Annotated in this window: 19 protein-coding genes; 11 read left to right on the top strand and 8 right to left on the bottom strand. The window is 70.3% G+C overall.

What is annotated here, in order from left to right; all coding sequences use genetic code 11:
- Position 1: 1 nt before the first annotated feature.
- Positions 2 to 1246: a hypothetical protein gene (locus KF837_17100; protein MBX3229043.1), complete on the bottom strand. Its 1245-nt coding sequence runs from the start codon at positions 1244 to 1246 to the stop codon at positions 2 to 4.
- Positions 1247 to 1439: 193 nt separating this feature from the next.
- On the opposite strand from KF837_17100, the gene KF837_17105 reads away from it, so the two are divergent.
- Positions 1440 to 3263 carry a hypothetical protein gene (locus KF837_17105; protein ID MBX3229044.1) on the top strand — a complete coding sequence of 608 codons (1824 nt, stop codon included), beginning with the start codon at positions 1440 to 1442 and terminating at the stop codon, positions 3261 to 3263.
- A gap of 376 nt (positions 3264 to 3639) precedes the next feature.
- Here KF837_17105 and KF837_17110 read toward each other — a convergent pair whose 3' ends face one another.
- Positions 3640 to 4080: an Hsp20/alpha crystallin family protein gene (locus tag KF837_17110; GenBank protein MBX3229045.1), complete on the bottom strand. Its 441-nt coding sequence runs from the start codon at positions 4078 to 4080 to the stop codon at positions 3640 to 3642.
- Positions 4081 to 4369: 289 nt separating this feature from the next.
- Between KF837_17110 and KF837_17115 the strand changes: the two genes are divergently transcribed.
- From KF837_17115 to KF837_17125, 3 genes are read left to right on the top strand one after another with little or no spacing between them, the layout of a single operon-like run.
- Entirely contained in the window at positions 4370 to 4966 is a 597-nt protein-coding gene (locus tag KF837_17115) for a hypothetical protein (protein ID MBX3229046.1), read from the top strand.
- Between the two features lie 16 nt (positions 4967 to 4982).
- Positions 4983 to 5798 carry a hypothetical protein gene (locus tag KF837_17120; GenBank protein ID MBX3229047.1) on the top strand — a complete coding sequence of 272 codons (816 nt, stop codon included), beginning with the start codon at positions 4983 to 4985 and terminating at the stop codon, positions 5796 to 5798.
- The gene (locus KF837_17125; GenBank protein ID MBX3229048.1) at positions 5798 to 6931 is read left to right on the top strand and encodes a hypothetical protein; all 1134 of its coding nucleotides are present in this window, start codon (positions 5798 to 5800) and stop codon (positions 6929 to 6931) included. The genes KF837_17120 and KF837_17125 overlap by 1 nt, the downstream gene beginning before the upstream one ends.
- Positions 6932 to 6963: 32 nt before the next feature.
- Here KF837_17125 and KF837_17130 read toward each other — a convergent pair whose 3' ends face one another.
- Entirely contained in the window at positions 6964 to 7380 is a 417-nt protein-coding gene (locus tag KF837_17130; GenBank protein ID MBX3229049.1) for a pyridoxamine 5'-phosphate oxidase family protein, read from the bottom strand.
- Positions 7377 to 8318, bottom strand: a complete 942-nt coding sequence (locus KF837_17135) for a DUF2183 domain-containing protein (protein ID MBX3229050.1) — start codon at positions 8316 to 8318, stop codon at positions 7377 to 7379. The genes KF837_17130 and KF837_17135 overlap by 4 nt, the downstream gene beginning before the upstream one ends.
- Before the next feature lie 140 nt (positions 8319 to 8458).
- On the opposite strand from KF837_17135, the gene KF837_17140 reads away from it, so the two are divergent.
- Positions 8459 to 9814 (top strand): hypothetical protein, encoded by a 1356-nt coding sequence (locus tag KF837_17140; protein ID MBX3229051.1) that lies wholly within the window; start codon positions 8459 to 8461, stop codon positions 9812 to 9814.
- On the opposite strand, the gene KF837_17145 is transcribed toward KF837_17140, so the two are convergent.
- Positions 9808 to 10143 carry a hypothetical protein gene (locus KF837_17145; GenBank protein ID MBX3229052.1) on the bottom strand — a complete coding sequence of 112 codons (336 nt, stop codon included), beginning with the start codon at positions 10141 to 10143 and terminating at the stop codon, positions 9808 to 9810. The genes KF837_17140 and KF837_17145 overlap by 7 nt on opposite strands.
- A gap of 43 nt (positions 10144 to 10186) precedes the next feature.
- The gene (locus tag KF837_17150; protein MBX3229053.1) at positions 10187 to 10753 is read right to left on the bottom strand and encodes a hypothetical protein; all 567 of its coding nucleotides are present in this window, start codon (positions 10751 to 10753) and stop codon (positions 10187 to 10189) included.
- 130 nt (positions 10754 to 10883) lie between these two features.
- Between KF837_17150 and KF837_17155 the strand changes: the two genes are divergently transcribed.
- From KF837_17155 to KF837_17175, 5 genes are all read left to right on the top strand, one after another.
- Positions 10884 to 11759: a hypothetical protein gene (locus KF837_17155; protein ID MBX3229054.1), complete on the top strand. Its 876-nt coding sequence runs from the start codon at positions 10884 to 10886 to the stop codon at positions 11757 to 11759.
- 14 nt (positions 11760 to 11773) lie between these two features.
- Positions 11774 to 13018 (top strand): SUMF1/EgtB/PvdO family nonheme iron enzyme, encoded by a 1245-nt coding sequence (locus KF837_17160; GenBank protein MBX3229055.1) that lies wholly within the window; start codon positions 11774 to 11776, stop codon positions 13016 to 13018.
- Positions 13015 to 13671, top strand: a complete 657-nt coding sequence (locus KF837_17165; GenBank protein MBX3229056.1) for a hypothetical protein — start codon at positions 13015 to 13017, stop codon at positions 13669 to 13671. The genes KF837_17160 and KF837_17165 overlap by 4 nt, the downstream gene beginning before the upstream one ends.
- A 13-nt stretch (positions 13672 to 13684) precedes the next feature.
- Positions 13685 to 14986 (top strand): hypothetical protein, encoded by a 1302-nt coding sequence (locus KF837_17170; GenBank protein ID MBX3229057.1) that lies wholly within the window; start codon positions 13685 to 13687, stop codon positions 14984 to 14986.
- A 614-nt stretch (positions 14987 to 15600) separates the two neighbouring features.
- Positions 15601 to 16629, top strand: coding sequence for a hypothetical protein (locus KF837_17175; protein ID MBX3229058.1), 1029 nt, complete (start codon positions 15601 to 15603; stop codon positions 16627 to 16629).
- On the opposite strand, the gene KF837_17180 is transcribed toward KF837_17175, so the two are convergent.
- Complete coding sequence (locus KF837_17180) at positions 16580 to 16987, bottom strand: M23 family metallopeptidase (protein MBX3229059.1); 408 nt, start codon at positions 16985 to 16987, stop codon at positions 16580 to 16582. The genes KF837_17175 and KF837_17180 overlap by 50 nt on opposite strands.
- A 17-nt stretch (positions 16988 to 17004) precedes the next feature.
- Positions 17005 to 17649 carry a hypothetical protein gene (locus tag KF837_17185; protein ID MBX3229060.1) on the bottom strand — a complete coding sequence of 215 codons (645 nt, stop codon included), beginning with the start codon at positions 17647 to 17649 and terminating at the stop codon, positions 17005 to 17007.
- 235 nt (positions 17650 to 17884) lie between these two features.
- On the opposite strand from KF837_17185, the gene KF837_17190 reads away from it, so the two are divergent.
- Positions 17885 to 19045 (top strand): hypothetical protein, encoded by a 1161-nt coding sequence (locus KF837_17190; protein MBX3229061.1) that lies wholly within the window; start codon positions 17885 to 17887, stop codon positions 19043 to 19045.
- Positions 19046 to 19066: the final 21 nt, after the last annotated feature.

A 19066-nucleotide genomic window follows, 5' to 3' on the forward strand; every position in this document is an offset into this window, starting at 1 on the left:
TCTACTTCACGTCGTCGACGCTGCGGCGCGCGCAGCCGAACTCGACGCCGAGCTTGCCCTCGGGATCGAGCTCGAACGCGGTGCACGTCGCGGCGCAGAGCTCGATCTTCTTCGGGTCGGTCGTCGAGTCGAAGCGCCAGCCCTTCGTGTTCGCGCACGCCGCGTCGTAGCCGAGCGGCTCCACCACGCCCTTGCCGGTCGTGAAGTGGACGTTGACCTTGGAGAGGTCGAGCGTCTGCCCCGCCGGCGGCGGGGGGATCGCGACGTCGCAGGAGAACGTGCTCTTCCGGATCTCGTTGATGCGGTCGAGGAACTCCTTCTGCGTCTGGACGGGATCGCTCGTGTCGACGCGCGTGAGCGTGGTGCCGCCCGCGGTCGAGAGCGCCTCGAGATCGTCGAGGTTCGACTTCACGTCGGAGACGCCGATGACGTAGGTCGGCACGACGTCCTTGATCGCGGCGACCTCGGCGGCGACGTTCGTGATGTTGTCGTCGGCGGCGGTGCATCCCTGCGGGTAGCCGTCGGTGAGGAGGACGATGGCCGTCTTGCCGTCGGCGTGGTCCTCGGCCCACTTCTTCACGATCGGCCCCATCGCCTTGAAGACCGCGCGCGTCGGCGTACCGGGAATGGTCGTCGTGGCGGGCCATTTCGACGAGAACGTGGTCGAGCTCGTCACCGGGAGCGCGGTCATCGGAACGTCCAGGGTCTCCGCGGAGGATGCGTAGGTGGACACGTCGCAGAAGGACGGCGTCCCGCCACCGCCTCCTCCTCCGCCGCCGCCTCCTCCTCCACCGCCACCGCCTCCGTCGCTCTGGGACGGAAAGAGCTCAAGCCCCGCGGTGATGCCCTTCGAGAGCGGATCCGTGACGAACGCCTTCAACGCCTCCGTGATGGGCACCCACCGCTTCGCTCTCTCCGCCTCCGGGAAGCTCATACTCAACGACTGATCGAGGATGAAGAACAGGTACGCCGGCTTCCGCTGCGTGTCGGCGCTGTCCGCCGCGCACGCGCCGCCGTCCGGGACCGGAGAGGGATCGCCGCTCGTTCCTCCGCTGGTGCCGCTGGTTCCGCCGCTCGTGCCGTCGCCGATGTTGCCGGAGGTGCCCGTTCCTCCGTCGCCGCCGCCGATGTTCCCTGTCCCTGTGTTCGCTCCATCTCCTGCCCCGCCGTCGGAGCTTGTCCCGCAGGCGAGAGCGGTTGAGACGAGAGCGAGACCGGCCGCGAGGGTGGATCGGAAGGACCTCATGCTTGAAAAGCGTATCGGTATAAACGCGCAAATCAACGTGTGGTTTCGCGCAGCTATCGGCACTCCAGCTTAGGAAGTGTTCTGCTCGAATTGCGCATAGTTAGAAATCGGATGGCGCCTGTCCCTGGATCGAGCTACCTGACGCACGCCCACCTCTGCCCACCTGGTGGTCAGAGCATCCAGGAGATCACGAATGGCCGTTCGGAACTGCGCGCTCTTCTCCTCTGCCGTCCTCGTCATGATGGCGGTCGGTTGCTCGGATACGAAAGACGACTCCGCGACGTCGGAGCTCGCGGTCGTCAACGACATCACGTGCAACATCGCGCGCGGCGCCTTCGTCGCGCGGAGCGAGACGAACGCGGACGGCGAGCTCTCTGTCTCCTGCCCGGGCACGTTCAACGTCCTCTTCAACGGCCAGCCGATCCAGGGCCAGTCGCAGTCGTTCTCGGTGAAGCCGAAGGAGGGCGTGAACCTCATTCACGTCGAGACGGTGGACGCGAAGGGCGTCACGAAGGCGAACGAGGTCTCGTTCCTCTTCGGTACGTTCGCCGATCCCCGCCTCGTCACGAACAAGGCCGTGTCGGTGCGCATCGGCGCGAACGGCATGAGCGCGCCGGGCCTCCCGGTCCTCCCGCTCCCGGTCGGCCCCACGAACGTGACGCTCTCGCAGATCGGCACGCAGGTCCTCCGCGATCAGGGCAACCTCCTCGCGCGTCTCGACGGCATGGGCAAGGACGTGAGCGGCGCCGGCTTCGGCGCGAGCATCACCCTCGACCGCTCGAGCTACAACCCGAAGTCGGCGACGATCCGCCTCTCGGCGCGCGAGGGCGGCCTTCGCCTCGAGGCGATCATCACGAACGTCGAGAGCACGATGACGTGGCGCGCGTGGGCGCCGTTCGGCATCGAGGCGAGCGATCAGCTCTACACCTCGGTCGACCGCATCCGCGTCGTCGCCGACGTGAACGTCCGCTTCGACGCCGCGACGAAGTCGCTCGTGGCGACGCTCGGCGCGACCGAGACCAAGGTCGAGGGCGTCGACCTCGACGACACCGGCCTCGGCAACATCCCGCTCATCGGCGACCACCTCGAGGACGCGGTCGCGGCCGGCGCGGAGTGGCTCATCAACCGCTTCGCCGATCCGCTGGTCGCGATGGTGAAGGACCAGGTCCTCCCCGATCTCTCGTTCAGCCTGAACCAGTTCCGCCTCCCCGAGCGCGTCGACGTTCCGTTCCTCGGCGGTCAGGTCGAGCTGAAGCAGGACCTCGACGGCGCCGCGTTCAAGTCGGTCGGCTCCGAGCTCTCGCTGGCGGCCGCGGTGCTCGCGCCGGCGAACGCGAAGAAGACGCTCTCTGCTCCGGGCTGGCTCACGCACCCGGCGAGCGCGCCGACGTGGGAGACGGACAAGCAGTTCGGCGCGTCGCTCTCGGTCGACTACGTCAACCAGGCGCTGTTCTCGGTCTGGCGGCAGGGGCTCCTCAACCGCCAGCTCATCGATCACGTCGAGATGCTGGGCATCAAGACCGACGCGATCGTGCTCGACGCGAAGCTCCCGCCGGTCCTCCTCGCGGCGGAGGACGGCTCGGGCGTGAACATCAACCTCGGCGAGCTCCAGCTCGACACCGTGTATCATGCACAGGCCGGCGGCCAGGCGCGCGTCCGCCTCGCGGTCTCGCTCGTCACGAAGGCGAAGCTCTCGATCGAGAACGGCGGCGAGTTCCTGAAGATCCTCCCCGCCGGCGACGAGACGGCGACGCAGCTCTCCGCGCGCCTCATCGGCGTGGAAGAGGGCAAGCAGGCGGCGGCCGACGAGCTCTCGGGCATGCTCGACCTCTTCACGCCGTACCTCCAGACGCTGATCTCGAACGACATCGACCTCCCGCCGATCGCGATCCCGGGCGTCGACCTCGGCATCATCTCGCCCGCCTTCGCCGGCCGCGAGGGCCGCTTCGACGGCGCGATCCAGTTCGACCCGAACGCCTCGCGCGTGCTCGTGCAGGGCAACCTCGTCGCGCGCTGAGTCTCTCTCTCAGCGTCGGGGGCTCTGCCCCCGACACCCCCGCCCCAGAACACGGCCCGCCGAAGCGGCGGGTCGCTTCGCGACCGCTGGCGCGGCCGCTTTCTGGGGCCCCGGGCAGCCCTTGGGTTCGTGGGCCCGACGGGCGCGGGCGCTTTGGAGGCTGGGCAGCAACCTCACGACCGCGACTTGCCGCGGGCGCTTTTGGAGGCCGGGCAGCAACCGCATGCGTGAGCGCGGCGCTTTCTGGAGCCCGATCTTTCTGGGGCCCCGGAAGCAGCTCGCGTCCGCGAGCGCAGGTGCCTTCTGGGGCCCCGGAAGCAGCTCGCGTCCATGAGCGCGGGTGCTTTCTGGGGCCCCGGGGGCAGCTCGTGGGCGGTTACTTCTTCTCTTCGGTGGTGAGCTGCGGAGTGCGCGGGGAGATGCTGATCTTGCGCGGCTTTGCCTTTGGCAGTTGGGCGATGCGGACGGTGAGGACGCCGTCGGCGAGATCGGCGGTGAGCTTCTCGGGGTCGACGGTGTCGGGGAGGGTGAAGGACTTCGTGAACGCGCCGTATGCACGGCCGAGCCACACCTTGTCCTTGTCGTTGCCCTCGTAGCGGCGCTGTCCCTTGATCGTGAGGACGCCGTCGTCGAGCGTGATCTCGAGGTCGTCCTGCTTGAGGCCCGGGACGTCGGCGGTGAAGACGATCTCGTCTTCGTTCGCGCGGACGTCGACCGCGGGCGTGAAGCTGCGGACGGTGGAAGCCGTGCCGCTCGCGCCGGTCATGACGTCGTCGAGGAGGCGGTCGAGCATCGGAAACGCATACGAGCTGAGCATGGAGATACCTCTTGCTTAGGGTTGTCGGACATGAAGCCGAGCTCTGCCAATCGCCCGTAATTACGGGCGTTTGACGAACATCAGCGATTTCGTGCCAACCTAGATAAGACCGCCTCTCGACCGATCAAGGGGGCCCGACACGGCGAAGCCTGATCCAATCGATCAGATGTCACTCGCGCGAACCAAAACCGAGGGGCCCAGGATCCGGGCGCGGTGCTCTATTCATGTGATTATAGGTACTTGCATCGGTGTAGGTCATGGACCGACATGTGCTCTATTGCTCCGTACCATGAAGCTCTCGCTCGCCGTCGTCGCTCTTGGCCTCGCCCTCGCCGCTTGCGCGGGGAGCTCGTCGGACGCGGACAACGCCGGCGTCTCCGTCGGCGAGGTGAACGCCGACGCGGAGATCACGATGGCGAACTGGATCTCGCATCCGAAGATCGTCGAGGTGCGCCGCATCGTGGAGGAGATCGACGTCGCGAGCTTCGCGACCGTGACGAAGGAGCTCTGCGAGGGCTCGACGCACGGCGAGCTCGAACGCACGAAGCTGACCGACGCGCACGGCGTCGTGCGCGAGCTCGTCATCGGCTCGGGCTCCGAGGACAGCGCGCAGACCGACAGCTACTACTACGACGCGGCGGGCACGCTCCGCTTCGCGTTCCTCACGCACGCCGACGTGCACGGCAACCAGTCCGAGCTCCGCGTCTACAACGACGCCGCTGGCCACCGGATCTGGGAGGTCTCGCGCGCGATCTGGATCGGCGATGAAGACCCGACGACGGAGATCACGAACGCGCCGTTCGAGCCGACCTCGGACACAGTCGTCCTCGACGCGCTCGCGACGACGCCGGCGGCGTGGTTCGACGCGCCGGAGCGCTGCGACTGATCCTAGAATCGACGCGATGCGCCTCGCCGCCGTCGTGCTCGCGCTCCTCACGGCGCTGCCGGCGACGGCCCACGCCCAGAAGAAGAAGCCGAAGCGACCGAAGAAGCCGCGGACGGAGCAGCCGAGGCCGCGCGAGAAGCCGCCGCGTGCGCCGCGTGCGCCGCATGCGCCGCATGCGCCGCGTGAGAAGCCGGACGACGAGGGCATCCCCAGCCACGCGGATGCTCCGGACCGCGCGCCGGCGCGGATCGACACCGATCTCGAGGAACGAGACGCACCGCGCGAGACGAACCCGTGGGTCGCGTCGGGCACCGCGAGGCCGCGCGACGCGGAGGCGGGGGCGGCGGACAAGGGAGCGGACGCGCCGAAGCGCGCGAGCGACTGGGTATCGCGTCCGGTCCTCGTCGGCGCGTACGGCGGGTACGCGTCCGAGAACTACCGCATCGGCTTCGGCGCGCGCGCCGGCTACGCGATCCAGGACACGTTCTACGTCGGCGCCGCGTTCACCTATCAGCTCGGCGTCATCGTCGCCGGCATCAAGTACGCGGGCTTCTACCCCGCCGCCGAAGGCGGCTACGACTGGCACTTCCAGAGCTTCACCCTGCGGCCGTACGTGGGGCTCGGCCTGTTCTTCGCCCGAACCTCCGGCGTCGGCGAGACGGAGACCGGCGGGGGTTGGTTCTCGATCTACCCCGCGCTGTCGCTCGACTATCAAATCGCGAATACGGGCGCCTTCCTCGGCGTAGACAGTCGCGTGCTCTTCATCGCCGGTGCCCCGGACAGTCGCGATCCGTCGCTGTGCCTCTTCGCGGTGGGAGGGCTTCGGTTCTGATGCGCGCTCTCCTCTCGATCCTCGTCTCGATCGTCTCGATCGCCGCGTGCTCGACGCCGAAGCGCGCGCCCACCCCCGCCGCGTCGTCGGCCGCGCCGCCGGCGACCAGCTCCGCCGCCACCGCCGCGAGCGCGACGCCGCCGTCGATCGACGCCGCCGCTCCGGCCGCGTCCTTCGCGCTTCGTGACGTCCCGCTCGCGCGCGCGCCGGGGCGCGGTCCGATCAAGGTCGAGGGCGCATACCCGACGCCGCTGAACGTCGGGATGAGCGACGCCGCGCAGGCGTTCGGGTTCATGAGCGACGGCAAGACGTTCGCGTATTGCCAGTTCGATCAGTGCTGCGTCGAAGACGCCCACTGGTGCAACCTCGTCGACGAGAGCGGCGCGGTCCGCGCGCTCGTGTCGCCGCGTATCTTCGAGCCCGGATCGAAGAACGAGCGGCGAACGGTGGGCGAGCTGAAGGCGTTCCCGAAGAAGGAAGGGCTGACGTCGCTCGGCCCGCCGATCGAGATGACGCAGAAGCCGCCGCCGCCGAAGGGCGAGCTCCTCTACGGCGACGAGATTACGCTCGTCGTCCGCGAGATCGCGCCGACGGAGAAGGACGGCGCCACCACCATCGCCGGCTCCGTGCGCATCGGCGGCAAGCTCGCGGGCGAGCAGCCCGTGTTCGTGGCGTTCCCGCCGACGCCGCCGTTCTGCGCCACGTACGCCGACGTCTGTTTCGGGGCGCAGCTGAACGCCCTCGCGGTGTCGCCGTCGGGCGAGGACCTCGCGTTCGTCGTGTACATCCGGAACCCGAGCCACGGCTCGACCTTCACCCATCTGCGCGTGAGCGCGTCGAGCTTCGCCGCGAGCGTGTTCAACGACACCGCGATGACGCATCACAAGAAGAAGGAGTGGCCACGCGCGGCGGAGCTCTTCACGCGCGCGGTCTACGCCGATCCGACGAAGGAGCTCTTCGCCTACAACCTCGCGTGCGCGCTGTCGCAACAGAAGGACCCCCGCGCCGAGCACGCCCTCCGCCACGCGATCGCCCTCGGCGGCGAACCGGTGAAGAAGCGCGCCCTCGCCGACGCCGACTTCACCGCCGTGATGAGCGAGCCCTGGTTCACCGCCCTCGTCCGAGCTCCATGACCTTCCCGCGGGCGCCGGCGCGGGAGGGTCCGTCAGAGCGCGAGGAGCTCGATCGCCGGTGGTTCTACCGTGAAGTCGCTGAAGCGGATCCACGTCGGGCGCACGCGGAAGTAGGTGATGTTCGGCCATTGCTCGCGCTCGAGGCCGTCGGGGAACTTCGTGAGGTAGACGTGCTTCAAGCGCTTCAGGTCCTCGCCCGCGGGCTCGTCGGCGACGCCCTCGATCTGCGCGGTCTTGCCCTCGTCCCAGCCCATCACGAGCGCGATGCGCGGGTCCGCGCGGAGGTTCACCGCCTTGCGCGTGTCCGTCACCGTGTCGAAGACGAGCTCGAGATCGTCCGTGACCGCGACGCCGATCACCGCGGCTTGCGGCGCGCCGGCGGTCGTCACCGAGGCTTCTACCGCCCATTTCTGCGCGCGGAGGAACTCGACGAGCTCACGCCGATTCACTGCAGGAGCTCGGACATGCGCGCCTCGGTGATCGCGAGGCCCTGCTCGCGCGCCGCGCGCATGACGGAGCGGGCCTCCGCCTCCTCGATCACGCCGAGCTTCACGAGGATTGCGGCCGCCTCCGCGTAGTCGTTCACGAGGTGAAGGCCGCTCACGCGCGCGGGGTCGATCTCGTCGACCTTGAGGATGAACCCCGCGACGACGCGGTCGGGGTGCTTCGCGATGACGTCGCGCTGCACGTCGGCGTCGACGTGCGTCGAGTCGCCGAAGAGGATGAAGCGCTGCGTGCCGGTGCGCGCGAAGATCTTCTCCATGTCGCGCACCTTCTCCGGCCGCGCGATGAACGGCGCGCCCGAGGTGCCGGTCTCGATCGGTCCGGTCGGGACGCCGTGCGCCTCGAGGTACGCCGGGACCTCGAGGATGCGATCCGGCTTCCGCGCGGTCACGTAGTACACGTCGCCTTCGCGTCCGCCGTTGCGATGCTCGAGCAGCTGGTACAGCGCCGCGATGCCCGGGACCGCGGGCTTCGACAGCTCCGGGTTGGCCTTCGGGATCAGCGTGTCGTCGAGGTCCGAGATGAGCCCGATCTCCGCGTCGCCGCTCGTCGGGGCGCAGCGCGTCGTCTTCGCGTACGCAAGGATGGTGGAGAGCGCGGCGGGCCCGACCTGCGGGACCGCGTCGAGCGCCTCGAGGCTCGCGAGCGGACGATGATCGACGATCGACTTCGCCGCCGCGCGGCTCAACCCCACCTCGTCGTCGAGCACCTCGAGCGAGAGGTCGTTCGCGACCGCGAGCATCGCCCCCGCTTCGCAGCTCCCCTCCGCCGGCGCTTCGAACGCGGTCGCCGCGCTCTCCGCGGAGGCGTCCGAGCCCGCGTTCGCCGCGCACGCGCCGAGGAGAGCCGTCAGAACGACGATGGGTAGGAGGCTTCGCGACATGTAGGAGTTATGCGCGATCTGCGCAGAGGCGCCAGGCCGTTTCAGAACCCTCGGGGACCCAAGGGCCGCCTTCGATCCGCGTGATCTCCTTGAAATTACAGCCGTTACAACCCGGCCCGTTCGCTGCTCCATGGCGGAGCGTGCGGACCATTTGTTTCCTTCTCGTCACCGTCCTCGTCGCCTGCGGCTCCTCCATCGACGTCGACGACGCGGAGGCGGACGCCGACGCCCAGCTGGCCGCGGCGCCGACCCCACGTCCGACGCCGACGCCCACGCCCACGCCCACGCCGAGCGCGGAGCCGACGATCTGGCCGAACGCGAAGAGCCGCGCGACGAGCGATCCGTGGCTCGTCGCGAACCATGACCGCCTGCGCGAGATGCGGCCGAAGGTGCTCACGATCAACTTCGACAACGACGCCACGTCGAAGGCGCGCTGGCGGACGCGCGTCGAGGAGGTCATCGCCGGCCTCGCGGAGGGCTCGCGCTACCACGGCTACGACGACGACCGCGCGACGCCGTTCCTCCGCTACGAGGTCGCGAAGTGGGTCGACCTCTCGGACCCCGCGCCGGTCGAGGGATGGAAGCACGCGGTCTCGACGAAGTACCCCGTCCGCTGCGCCGGCGACGCGTTCTACAAGTTCGACTACGCCGCGCTCTTCGAGAAGCCCGAGATGACGGCGGCGTTCGGCGCGCCGCTCTGCGACCTCTTCGCCCGCGGCGACGTCCACGAGGTGTGGCTCTACGCCAACGGCGATCCCGAGCCGTACACGTGCCCCGACGGCACCGTCCTCCCCGACATGGGCGCGGCCGAGATCCTCGAGTCGAAGCCGATCTACGCGAACGGACGCGCGACCGGCCGCTTCGAGCGCTGCGCCGGCAACGGCTGCCTCGGCGACCGCGACTTCGCCGCCTTCGAGGCGTGCGGCCGCACGGTGCGTGTACTTTACATAAATTCCTCGCGCGGCCCCGGCTGCGCGCTCCACAGCGCGGGCCACGGCTACGAGCGGATGGCCAACAGCGGCGCGGTCCCCGAGCTGAAGCCGCGCTTCGCCGCGTTCGCGGGGCTCGATCTCCGCGAGCGCCATCGCCTCCCGTTCGACAGCTGGTACGCGTGCAACGCGGACGACTCGTGCCGCACGTTCACGGGACCGAACGGCGTCGACTGGCAGGTCGGGAGCAAGCGCGGTCACGTCGAGCCGTACGACCAGCCGTGCGGCAACGTCCACTTCGCGCCCAACGCGCGCAAGGACTACGACGAGAACGACACCCAGGTGCTCTCGAGCTGCGCGCACTTCGGCCTCCGCGACGGCGCGAACGGCAAGGACGCGGCGGAGCTCTTCTCGCGCGCGACGTATGCACAGTACAAGGAGCTCGCGCCCGACTGCGGCGGCGCCTGGCAGGTGTACTGGCGCCAGAGCTTCCCCGGGCTCGACAACGTCGCGAAGGACGCGAAGGGGAAGTCGCAGCGGAACTGGTGGCCGTACCTCTTTTACTGAAGCGCGCCGAGGAGGACGGGACCGGCGAGGAAGCTCGCGAGGTTCGCGGCCGCGGAGGCCGCGATCGCGCGGCCGCCATCGCCTCGCGGATCGAGGAGGCGCGCGTAGACGAAGGCCTCCGCCGCGAACGAGAGCGCTTCACCGCTCACGAGCGCGACGGCGGGCCAGGGGAGGATATCGAGCCACACGCGGTTGAGGAGCGTGTTCGTGACCGCGTTCGCGACGAGCGCGAGCACGGCCGCTCGCCCGCGAACGCGAGGATGGAACGCGATCACGATCGGCGCCTCGACGACGAGCGTGACGAGGAGCGCCGCCGTCGCCCCGCTCATCGGGCCTCGCGTTTCGGCGCGAGCTTCGTCGTCGTCGGCCCGCTCATCGGGTCTTGCGCTTCAGCAGGCGGCGGACGCCGTACACGAGCGCCGCGACGAACAGGACGATCACCGCGAGCGCGGCGGCGCCGAGCTTCGCGAGGCCGCCGGTGTACGAGCAGATCGTCGGGCTTGAGCCCCACGGGACCGACGCGACCTTGGCGCGGACCGGCGCGACGCACGGACTGCCCGGCGCGGTCGTCACCTTGATCTCCTCGAAGTAGCTCGTCGAGCACGCGGAGGAGACGCACTCGTAAGGACGCTCGAAGCCGTAGCGGTACGTCCCCGGCTTCACGCACGCGTCGACGTAGGCGCGTCCGTCGTCGTCAGCGCCGGCTTCGGCTTCGGCGCACGTGTCGATGCGGACGACCTCGCCGCTCCCCACGTCCTGGCGAAGGAGCGCCTCCGAAGGCGAGCAGCCACGGCGATCGAAGTTGACCGGCGTGACGACCACCGCGCCGCCGTCGGTCACGCGCGCTTCGTAGCCGACCGGACGCGCGCAGTTCGCCGCCGCGACCCGCGCGACGACGAGAGAGGCGAGGAGCGTCGCCGCGAAGGAGGCTCGATGCATCGACGACGCGCGATCGTACCGCGAACGCGACTTTCAGATCCTCGCCAAGCGCTCGTCCTTCCACCACATTTCAGGACCGACGCGCGATCGTCACTTGAGGTCCCGCCGCGATGTGTCACGGAGGCGTCCCATGAAGCTCGCCGCCGTGCTCGCCGCCCTCTCCGTGACCGCCGCTCTCGCCGGCTGCGCCGCGCCGAACGACGCCGACGCCCCCGCCGCCTCGAGCGAGGTCGCCCTCACGACCTTCACGCCGCTCGATCGCGTCACGCCGGCCGAGGTCGCCGCCGCTTACGCAGAGGACGTGAGCGCCCACCTCGAGACCTGCCGCGCCGCGCATCCGTCGATCGCAGAGGTCGACCGCGACAACCTCCGCGTCTTCGCCCGCGTCGGCAACGTCTCGTACTTCGACGTGAGCGAGGCGATCGAGGCGCTCCTCGACGAGCGCGGCCTCGACGCGATCGCGCCGGGCGAGGTGCCGACCCTGCTCGAGCCGCTCGCGCTCCGCGAGCTCGGCGCGCACGTCGACGGCGACGGCTTCTACGCGCCGCCGCGCGAAGGGCAGCTCCAGTTCTACTACGCCGAGCTCCACGCTCGCGAAGCCAAGGCGCACGCGCTCGCGACGGCGCCGGGCGGCAAGAGCTTCACCGAGATCCGCGCGCTCTGGCGCAACGTGCAGAGCGCACGCAATACGCTCGACTCTTCGTGGCTGCGCCCGCAGAGGGTCTCCGCCGAGCCTTCGCTCACCGAGATCCGGAAGGCGATGCGCGTCCCGTTCGACGCGCACTTCGAGAGCTGGGGCAACACCGCGGTCGCGGAGTTCGGCGAGGCCCACGAGGGCCCGAACGGCACGCCCGCCTTCGCTCCACTCGCGACCTTCCTCGAGAGCGACGCGATCAAGAAGCGCTGGCTCTTCCAGGCCTACGACGCGAGCGGCAGCACGAACATCCTCGTCGTGCTCGACGAGCACGATCAACTGTGGGGGATGCAGATGGGCTACTCCGAGTAGTATCCTCGGACGGAATGCGGCGCGGACGAAAACGTTTCCTCGCCGTCTTCGGCTGCTTCGCGGTCCTCGCGACGCTCGGAGGTCTCCGCGCGAGCGCGTGGCTTCGCGCGCACGGCCTCACCGCGATGGAGTTCGCGACGGAGCTCTCGCGCGACGAGCCGCGCTTCCAGTGGAAGAGCATCGACCGGAAGCACTGGCAGGCGATCGCGACCGGCGCGGAGGAGACCACCGCCGAGACCGACGCGCGCGAAGGAACGGGGCGCGGCTGCCCGGCCGGCATGGTCCGCGTCCGCGGCGGCTTCCGGCAGGAGGCGCGGGGCCAGTCGACGGGCGCGATCGAGCGCTTGCAGGACGGCACGTGCACCGACTGGATCAGCAAGGAGTTCCCCGCCCGCTGCCGCACGTTCGACGCGGAGAAGATCGCGACCGCCGTCGCCGCGATCCCGGTCGAGCCGCTCGACTTCTGCATGGATCGGTTCGAGTACCCGAACGTGCGCGGCCAGTATCCGATGATCGTCGCGACGTTCCGCGAGGCAGAGGCGATCTGCAAGAAGGACGACAAGCGCCTCTGCACCGAGAACGAGTGGACCTTCGCGTGCGAAGGCGAGGAGGTCCGTCCGTATCCGTACGGACACACGCGCGACGACACGGCGTGCGTGATCGATCGACCCTGGCGCGCGTTCACCGAAGGCGCCCTCCAGCCGCGCGACGGCAACAAGGCGCGGGACGAGCTCGATCACCTGTGGCAGGGCGAGCCGTCGGGCTCGCGCCCCACGTGCCGGAGCCCGTTCGGCGTCTACGACATGACCGGGAACGTCGACGAGTGGACGCGGAGCGTGAACCCGACCGGCTATCGCTCGATCCTGAAGGGCGGCTACTGGGGTCCCGTCCGCGCGCGCTGCCGCCCCGCCACGCGCGCGCACAACGAGGACTTCGTCGCGTACCAGCAAGGCGTCCGCTGCTGCGCGGAGACGCGCGCGGTCCCGGACGAGCCCGAAGCGGGCGCGGAGGCCGACGCCGGCGCAGACCCGGACGCGGGGGCGGAGCCCGACGCAGCGGTCGCGCAGCTCGCCGCGCCGCCGGACGAGCCGCCCGCGCCGGACGACGACGAGCTCGTCGCGATCCAGAACGAGCGCGCGCGCGGCTGCGCGACGGCCGGCGGCGCCGGCTCGTGGTGGCCGCTGCTCGCTATCCTCGTCGTGCTCGTCCGGCGTCGAAGGCGCTCCTCGCGTGTTTTGCCTGCTACCTTCGAGCGATGACGGTCCGACGCATCGTCGCGCTCGCCTCGCCGCTCGCCGCCGCGCTCGTTCACTGCAGCAACCCGCAGTCCTCGTGCGACGACGCGCGCGTCATCTTCGCCGGCGACGTCGAGCCGAGCCCGCAGCTCACGATCGTCGACGACAAGAACGTGCCGATCGCGGTGAGCGGCGCGCCGGTCGTGCGCGTGTCGTTCGAGAAGAGCTCGAACGTCCAGAGCGTCCGCATCCCGCTGTCGAGCGCGGGCGCCGACCCCGCGAGCGAGCGCTACGTGTTCGTCGAGTTCCCGGCCGGCCCGCAGCTGCTCGCGACGAACGTCGGCGACTACCTCACCGCCGGGAGCCTCCGCGCCTTCGTCTACGCGGCGGGGTGCTCCCAGAACGCGACGGTCACGACGACGAAGTCGCAGGTCCTCGCCGCGCGCGGCACCATCGACGCGACGGCGAAGACGGTCGACGGCGACTTCTACCGTCGCATCGCGGTCGAGATCGACTGGGAGAACGTCGGCTGCAGCATCGGCTCGGTGAAGGGCCGCGTCGTCTTCGCCGTGTCGCCGACCCCCGGCAAGGTCGAGGCCGCCTGCGAGTCGGACAAGTACACCCTCGTCGGCGACGCACAAGCTCCGCCTCCGGTCACGAGCGGCGACGGCGGTTGAGCGCGATGGTGCAGTGAAGAAGGGCGGCGTCCTCCGCACCGTTCTGTGGTTCGCCGGCGCGTACGTCGTCGCGTTCGGCGTCAGCGCGCTCGAGCCGAGCAGCCACCTCTGGTCGCTCTTGCGCGCGCTCACCGACGACGACGACCTGCGGTTCGCGCTCGCGCGGCTCTACTACATGGCGGCGACCGTCTTCGGCGTCTCGTACATCGTATCGCTCGCGCTCGCGACCGTGCTCGCGCCGGCGGGCTTCGCCGGCCGCGTGCTCTTGCGGGCGGCGGTGCGCGCGGGATACCGCGATCGACTCGACCCGGTGCGCGCCTTCTCCCAGCGGCACCCCCGCATCGTGACCGCGCTCCTCGCGCTGCCGGCGGTCGCGTGGGCCTGGTTCATCGCCACGAGGGTCGCCGACGGCGGCGGCTGGGACCGGATCCTGCCGGGCGCCGTCCTGCCTGCCGCGATCGTCGTCGCGGCGCAGGCCGCGCTCGCGCGTCGCGGCTGGCGCGCGCTCCTCGCGCCGACGCTCCCGGACGCGGAGACGCGCGGCGAGAGGGCGACGGCGGAGGGCTTCACCTTCGACGCGGTCGCGGTGACGACGGAGACGCTCGCCGCGGTCGGCGGGCTCGCCGCGTTGTCGGTCGCGATGGTCACCGCCGCCTTCACGCTCTCGGTCTCCACCCTCGTTCATCATCCTCTCTTCCGCACCGCGCTCCTCGCGTACCTCGCGCTCGCGCTCGGCGGCGCCGCGCTCTTCCGTCGGACGTCACGCATCGACGTCGGCTTCGACGGCATCTTCATCAGCGGCAGCGCGCGCCGCCGCTTCGTGTCGTTCGCCGACGTCGACGGCGTGCGCGCGAGCCAGCTCGGCCTCGAGCTGCTCCGCGGTGAGCGCGTCGTGCTCCGCCTCCAGCTCCACGGCGAGGACGCGACGCGACGCGACGCCCTCGCCGATCGCATCCGCGCCGCCATCGCCGCGGCGGAGGCCCAGCGCCGCGAGCCCGCGGTCGACTTCCTGCGGAGCGCGTCGACGGAGGAGGTCGGTCGCGCGGCGGGCGGCTCTTCGACGTACCGCGAGTCGGCGCCGACGCGCGACAAGCTGTGGGACCTCCTCGAGAGCCCCGCCGTCGACGCGGCGGGCCGCAAGGCCGCCGCCTCCGCGCTCGCGAAGGACGGCACGACGGAGGAGCTCACCCGCCTCCGCGTCGCGGCGGAGCACTGCGCCGATCCCTCCGTCCGCGCGCGCATCGAAGAGGTGCTCGACGACCAAGAGCTCCCCGAGGAGCCGGAGAAGCACCGCATGGTGATGAGGGGCTCCTGACCCGCAGCCGTCGCTCTCGACGACGACACGTGTAGGCTGGCGCGGTGCGTGGCGCGTTGCTCCTCGCTCTGTTCGCGATCGTCGCTGCGTTCGTGCTCGGCGAAAGCTACATCGGACGACTCCCGAACCACGCGGGGTACCGGCTCGTTCACGTCGAGGACCACGTCGCGTCGCCGCCGCCCGAGCGCGCGCGCCGCATCGTCGTGATCCTCGTCGACGGGCTGCGGCGCGACGCGGCCGAGGCGACGAAGAGCGCTCAGCGCCTCGCCGCGCGCGGCCAGTGCCGGATCTCCGATCAGGGGAGCTACACCGTCTCGCGCCCCGTCTATGCGCTGCTCTCGACCGGCATCGAGTCCGATCGCAGCGGCGCCCGGAACAACGACCTCACCGCGCCGCTCGCGGCCGAGTCGTTCTGGGAGGTCGCGCGCCGCGCGGGCCTCCGCGTCCGCGCCTCGAGCCATCTCCCGTGGTTCGCGCAGCTCTTCCCGCGCGGCTTCGACGAGCTGCGGCACTTCCCCGAGCATGAGCGCGACGTGTTCGCGTCGACGCCGATCGAAGACGTGCGCTTCGACGTCGACCTCTTTCACCCGCTCTACGTCGACGAGGCCGGCCACATGCACGGCGCACGCTCCGCCGAGTACGCCGCCGCCGTCGCGCGCGCCGACGCCGAGATCGCGGGCCTCCTCGAGCGCGTCGACCTCGATCACGACGACGTGATCCTCACCGCCGACCACGGCCATCGCGCCGATGGGCGGCCACGGCGGCGACCAGCCCGAGATCCGCGAGGTGCTCGCGTGCTTCGCGGGCCCGCGCGTCCGCCACCGCGAAGACCGCCGCCCCTTCGACGGGCGCCTCACCGCGCCGCTCCTCTCCCTCCTCGCCGGCGTCCCCTTCCCCGCCCAGATGCGCGCGGGCGAAGACCACCTCGACGACCTCTGGGAGATCGTCGAGCTCGACCCAGCGTTCGAGGCCGACCGCCGCGCCGCGATCGCGCGCTTCCGCGCCGCGAACGAGGAGCAGCTCACGGCGTGGCTCGGCGGCGGGCCCGGCACGTGGTCGCGGCTCTACGCGCGCGAGCGCCACGGGCAGTGGCTCCGCATCGGCGTGCTCGCCGCCGCCGCGATCGCGTTCGTCGCGTTCCGCGCGCGACGTCACCCGCGCGACGTCGTCTTCCTCGCCGTCCTCGCGCTCGCGGTGTGGCTCGCGCATCACGCCGTGCTCGGCGACTTCGACTACACCGTCATCAACCGCAAGATGATCTTCATGCGCAAGGCGTCCGCGGCCGCGGTCGTCGCCGTCGGCGCGGCGTGTCTGCTCCACCGCGCCGTGCGCGGCAGCACGCTCGCGCACCGCCTCGTCACCGCGCTCGTCCTCGTGCTCGTCACGAACCTCGGCCACGTCTTCGTGTACGGCTGGCCGCTCGGCTTCCCGCTCCCGCCGCAACCCGCGCGCTACCTCCCGTTCTTCATCGGCTTCCCTCAGGTCGCGCTCGCGCTCGCGCTCGTGGTCGCGTCCAGCGCGCGCTGGAGGGCGCCTTCGAGGAACACGTGAGACAACCCGGTCGCCCAGTACCGCGCCGCATTCCACTCCCGCTCACGGCGCGAAGCGTACGAGCGCGTCCTCCAAGGGCAGCTCGCGCGTGACCTTCTTGAAGCTCGTCTCCTTCGCGGGCTGCACCTCGAACGTATCGATCGCCCACGGCACGCCCTCCGCGCCGAGCGGCGAGGCGGCGTCGCTCACGTGGACGTGGAGGTGCGGCTCGGTCGAGTTGCCGGTGTTGCCGACGAGCCCGAGCACTTGCCCTCTCTTCACGCGGTCACCGACCTTCACCCTCACGCTGCCCGGCTTGAAGTGCGCGTAGAGCGCGAAGCGCTTCTTTCCGAAATCGAGGACGACGTGGTTGCCCGCGACCGTCTCCAGCGTCACCGCTTCGGCCGTGCGCCCCGGCGTGTTCTCCGCGATCCCGTCCTTCGTCTCGACGACGACGCCGTCCGCGATCATAGATGCAGCCCTCGCGATCAGGGACACACGGTGAACGGCGCGACGCCGCGGACGGAGCCGGACTCGGGGAGGTTCGGGTTCGACGTCGTGAGGTCGAGCGAGACGGCGCCGTCCGCCGGCGTCGCGTGGACGAACTGCGCGGTGCCCTTCGCGATCGCGGCGGAGGAGAAGCTTTGCCGGAAGCTCGCGGTGATCGCGTCTTGCCGTGGATCGGGCACGTCGGTGCGGTACGACGAGCCGGGCGGGACCGGCCAGCGAGCCTGAAGCTCGATCTCGACGACGCGATCGTTGCCGCGCGGGATCATCTGCGACGCCTCCGCGCACGTCGCGGCGCGCTCGTAGATCTTGATCGTCGACTGCGTCACGTCGAAGCCGTCGCGATCGGTCGAGCACTCCCCCGTCCCGGTCAACGCGGACGAGCACTTGCGGAACGGCCGGTTCGGGCGAACGAGGAACGCGGAGCGCGCGACGAACGCCGCTCCGCCCATCGTCCCCGAGAGCGTCGCTTGCGGCGCCGCTCCTCCTTGCGGCGACGGCGCGGCTTGCATCGGAGCGCCGGGTGCCGGCGCGGGCGCGATCTGAACAGGCTGCGCCGCAGGCGGCGGCGGGTCGCTCGCGCACGCGACGAGCAAGCAGGCAAGCACGGGCACACGTGTCTTCATGAGGCGAGCGACGATACCAGCCGACCATGATGTCCGGGATCACCCATGGACCATGAGGATGGATCATCGATGCCTTGCGTCATCACCCCGCCGCGAGGCCCTTCGTCCCCCCACACCCTGTTAATTCAATGGGTTGGCGCTGGATCATACGACGGCCTCCTACCTGCACTTACAAGTCGGCATGGTCGCCAAGCGAACGGTCTGTCTCCTGGTTTCGTCTCTCGCTGCGCTCGGCGTGGCATGCACGGAGGCGAGCCCGCCGGACACCTCGAGCACCGAAGACCCCGTCGTCACGGACATCCTCTCGATGGACCGCAACGACGACGGGACGTACCGCGTTCGGTGCCTCGACTCCGCGACCGGTCAACCGTACGTCGAAGAGAGGGTCACCGGCGACGAGATCAGGAACGACGCCGTCTGCAAGCGCAGCCCGTCCGCCGCGACGCCGGCGGCGCGCGGCACGTTCACCTGCGCTGGCAACGCCGAGGTGATCGCGCAGTTCTTGGGCGCCGACGGCACGGAGAAGTCGTTCCGGATCGCGACCGGCAACTGGGACACCTGCCGCTCCGTCGCGGCGAAGCTCGCCGAGACGCGCGCCCTCATCAGCGGTACGAGCCTCATCGCCGTCTGCGGCGGCAACGCCGAGGTCATTCGCTACTCCGTCACCCCGAACGGCGACGTGCGCGCGCTCCAGAAGATCGCGACCGGCAACTGGGACACCTGCCGCGCGATGCAGAACGAGATCAACCAGGCGAGCGCGATCGGCGCGGGCGTGCGCGGCTCGTTCCTCTGCGGAGGGAACGCCGAGCTGATCGCTCACTTCTTGATCCCCGACGGCACGGAGAAGTCGTTCAAGATCGCGACCGGCAACTGGGACACCTGCCGCTCCGTCGCGGCGAAGCTCGGCGAGACGCGCGCCGTCATCAGCGGCACGAGCCTCATCGCCGTCTGCGGCGGCAACGCCGAGGTCATTCGCTACTCCGTCACTCCGAACGGCGACGTGCGCGAGCTCCAGAAGATCGCGACCGGCAACTGGGACACCTGCCGCGCGAAGCAGACCGAGATCAACCAGTCGAGCGCGAGCGGCACGGGCGTACGCGGCTCGTTCGCCTGCACCGGGAACGCCGAGGTGCTCGCGCAGTTCTTGGCCCCCGACGGCACGGAGAAGTCATTGAGCATCGCGACCGGCAACTGGGACACCTGCCGCTCCGTCGCGACGAAGCTCGGCGAGACCCGCGCCCTCATCAGCAGCACGAGCCTCATCGCCGTCTGCGGCGGCAACGCCGAGGTTCGCCGCTTCTCGATCACGCCGGCGGGAGAGGTCCGCGAGCTCGAGAAGATCGCGACCGGCAACTGGGACACCTGCCGCGCCAAGCAGGCCGAGATCAATCGCTGACGCGAAGCGTAGCCCGCGGCG

The sequence above is a fragment of the Labilithrix sp. genome (genome assembly GCA_019637155.1).
Lineage (GTDB): Bacteria > Myxococcota_A > Polyangia > Polyangiales > Polyangiaceae > Labilithrix.

Excerpts from the sequence above, each read along its gene's own strand:
- KF837_17100 (MBX3229043.1), bottom strand. The coding sequence starts at position 1,246 with ATGAGGTCCTTCCGATCCACCCTCGCGGCCGGTCTCGCTCTCGTCTCA.
- KF837_17105 (MBX3229044.1), top strand. The coding sequence starts at position 1,440 with ATGGCCGTTCGGAACTGCGCGCTCTTCTCCTCTGCCGTCCTCGTCATG.
- KF837_17110 (MBX3229045.1), bottom strand. The coding sequence starts at position 4,080 with ATGCTCAGCTCGTATGCGTTTCCGATGCTCGACCGCCTCCTCGACGAC.
- KF837_17115 (MBX3229046.1), top strand. The coding sequence starts at position 4,370 with ATGAAGCTCTCGCTCGCCGTCGTCGCTCTTGGCCTCGCCCTCGCCGCT.
- KF837_17120 (MBX3229047.1), top strand. The coding sequence starts at position 4,983 with ATGCGCCTCGCCGCCGTCGTGCTCGCGCTCCTCACGGCGCTGCCGGCG.
- KF837_17125 (MBX3229048.1), top strand. The coding sequence starts at position 5,798 with ATGCGCGCTCTCCTCTCGATCCTCGTCTCGATCGTCTCGATCGCCGCG.
- KF837_17135 (MBX3229050.1), bottom strand. The coding sequence starts at position 8,318 with ATGTCGCGAAGCCTCCTACCCATCGTCGTTCTGACGGCTCTCCTCGGC.
- KF837_17145 (MBX3229052.1), bottom strand. The coding sequence starts at position 10,143 with ATGAGCGGGGCGACGGCGGCGCTCCTCGTCACGCTCGTCGTCGAGGCG.
- KF837_17150 (MBX3229053.1), bottom strand. The coding sequence starts at position 10,753 with ATGCATCGAGCCTCCTTCGCGGCGACGCTCCTCGCCTCTCTCGTCGTC.
- KF837_17155 (MBX3229054.1), top strand. The coding sequence starts at position 10,884 with ATGAAGCTCGCCGCCGTGCTCGCCGCCCTCTCCGTGACCGCCGCTCTC.
- KF837_17160 (MBX3229055.1), top strand. The coding sequence starts at position 11,774 with ATGCGGCGCGGACGAAAACGTTTCCTCGCCGTCTTCGGCTGCTTCGCG.
- KF837_17165 (MBX3229056.1), top strand. The coding sequence starts at position 13,015 with ATGACGGTCCGACGCATCGTCGCGCTCGCCTCGCCGCTCGCCGCCGCG.
- KF837_17175 (MBX3229058.1), top strand. The coding sequence starts at position 15,601 with ATGCACGGCGCACGCTCCGCCGAGTACGCCGCCGCCGTCGCGCGCGCC.
- KF837_17180 (MBX3229059.1), bottom strand. The coding sequence starts at position 16,987 with ATGATCGCGGACGGCGTCGTCGTCGAGACGAAGGACGGGATCGCGGAG.
- KF837_17185 (MBX3229060.1), bottom strand. The coding sequence starts at position 17,649 with ATGAAGACACGTGTGCCCGTGCTTGCCTGCTTGCTCGTCGCGTGCGCG.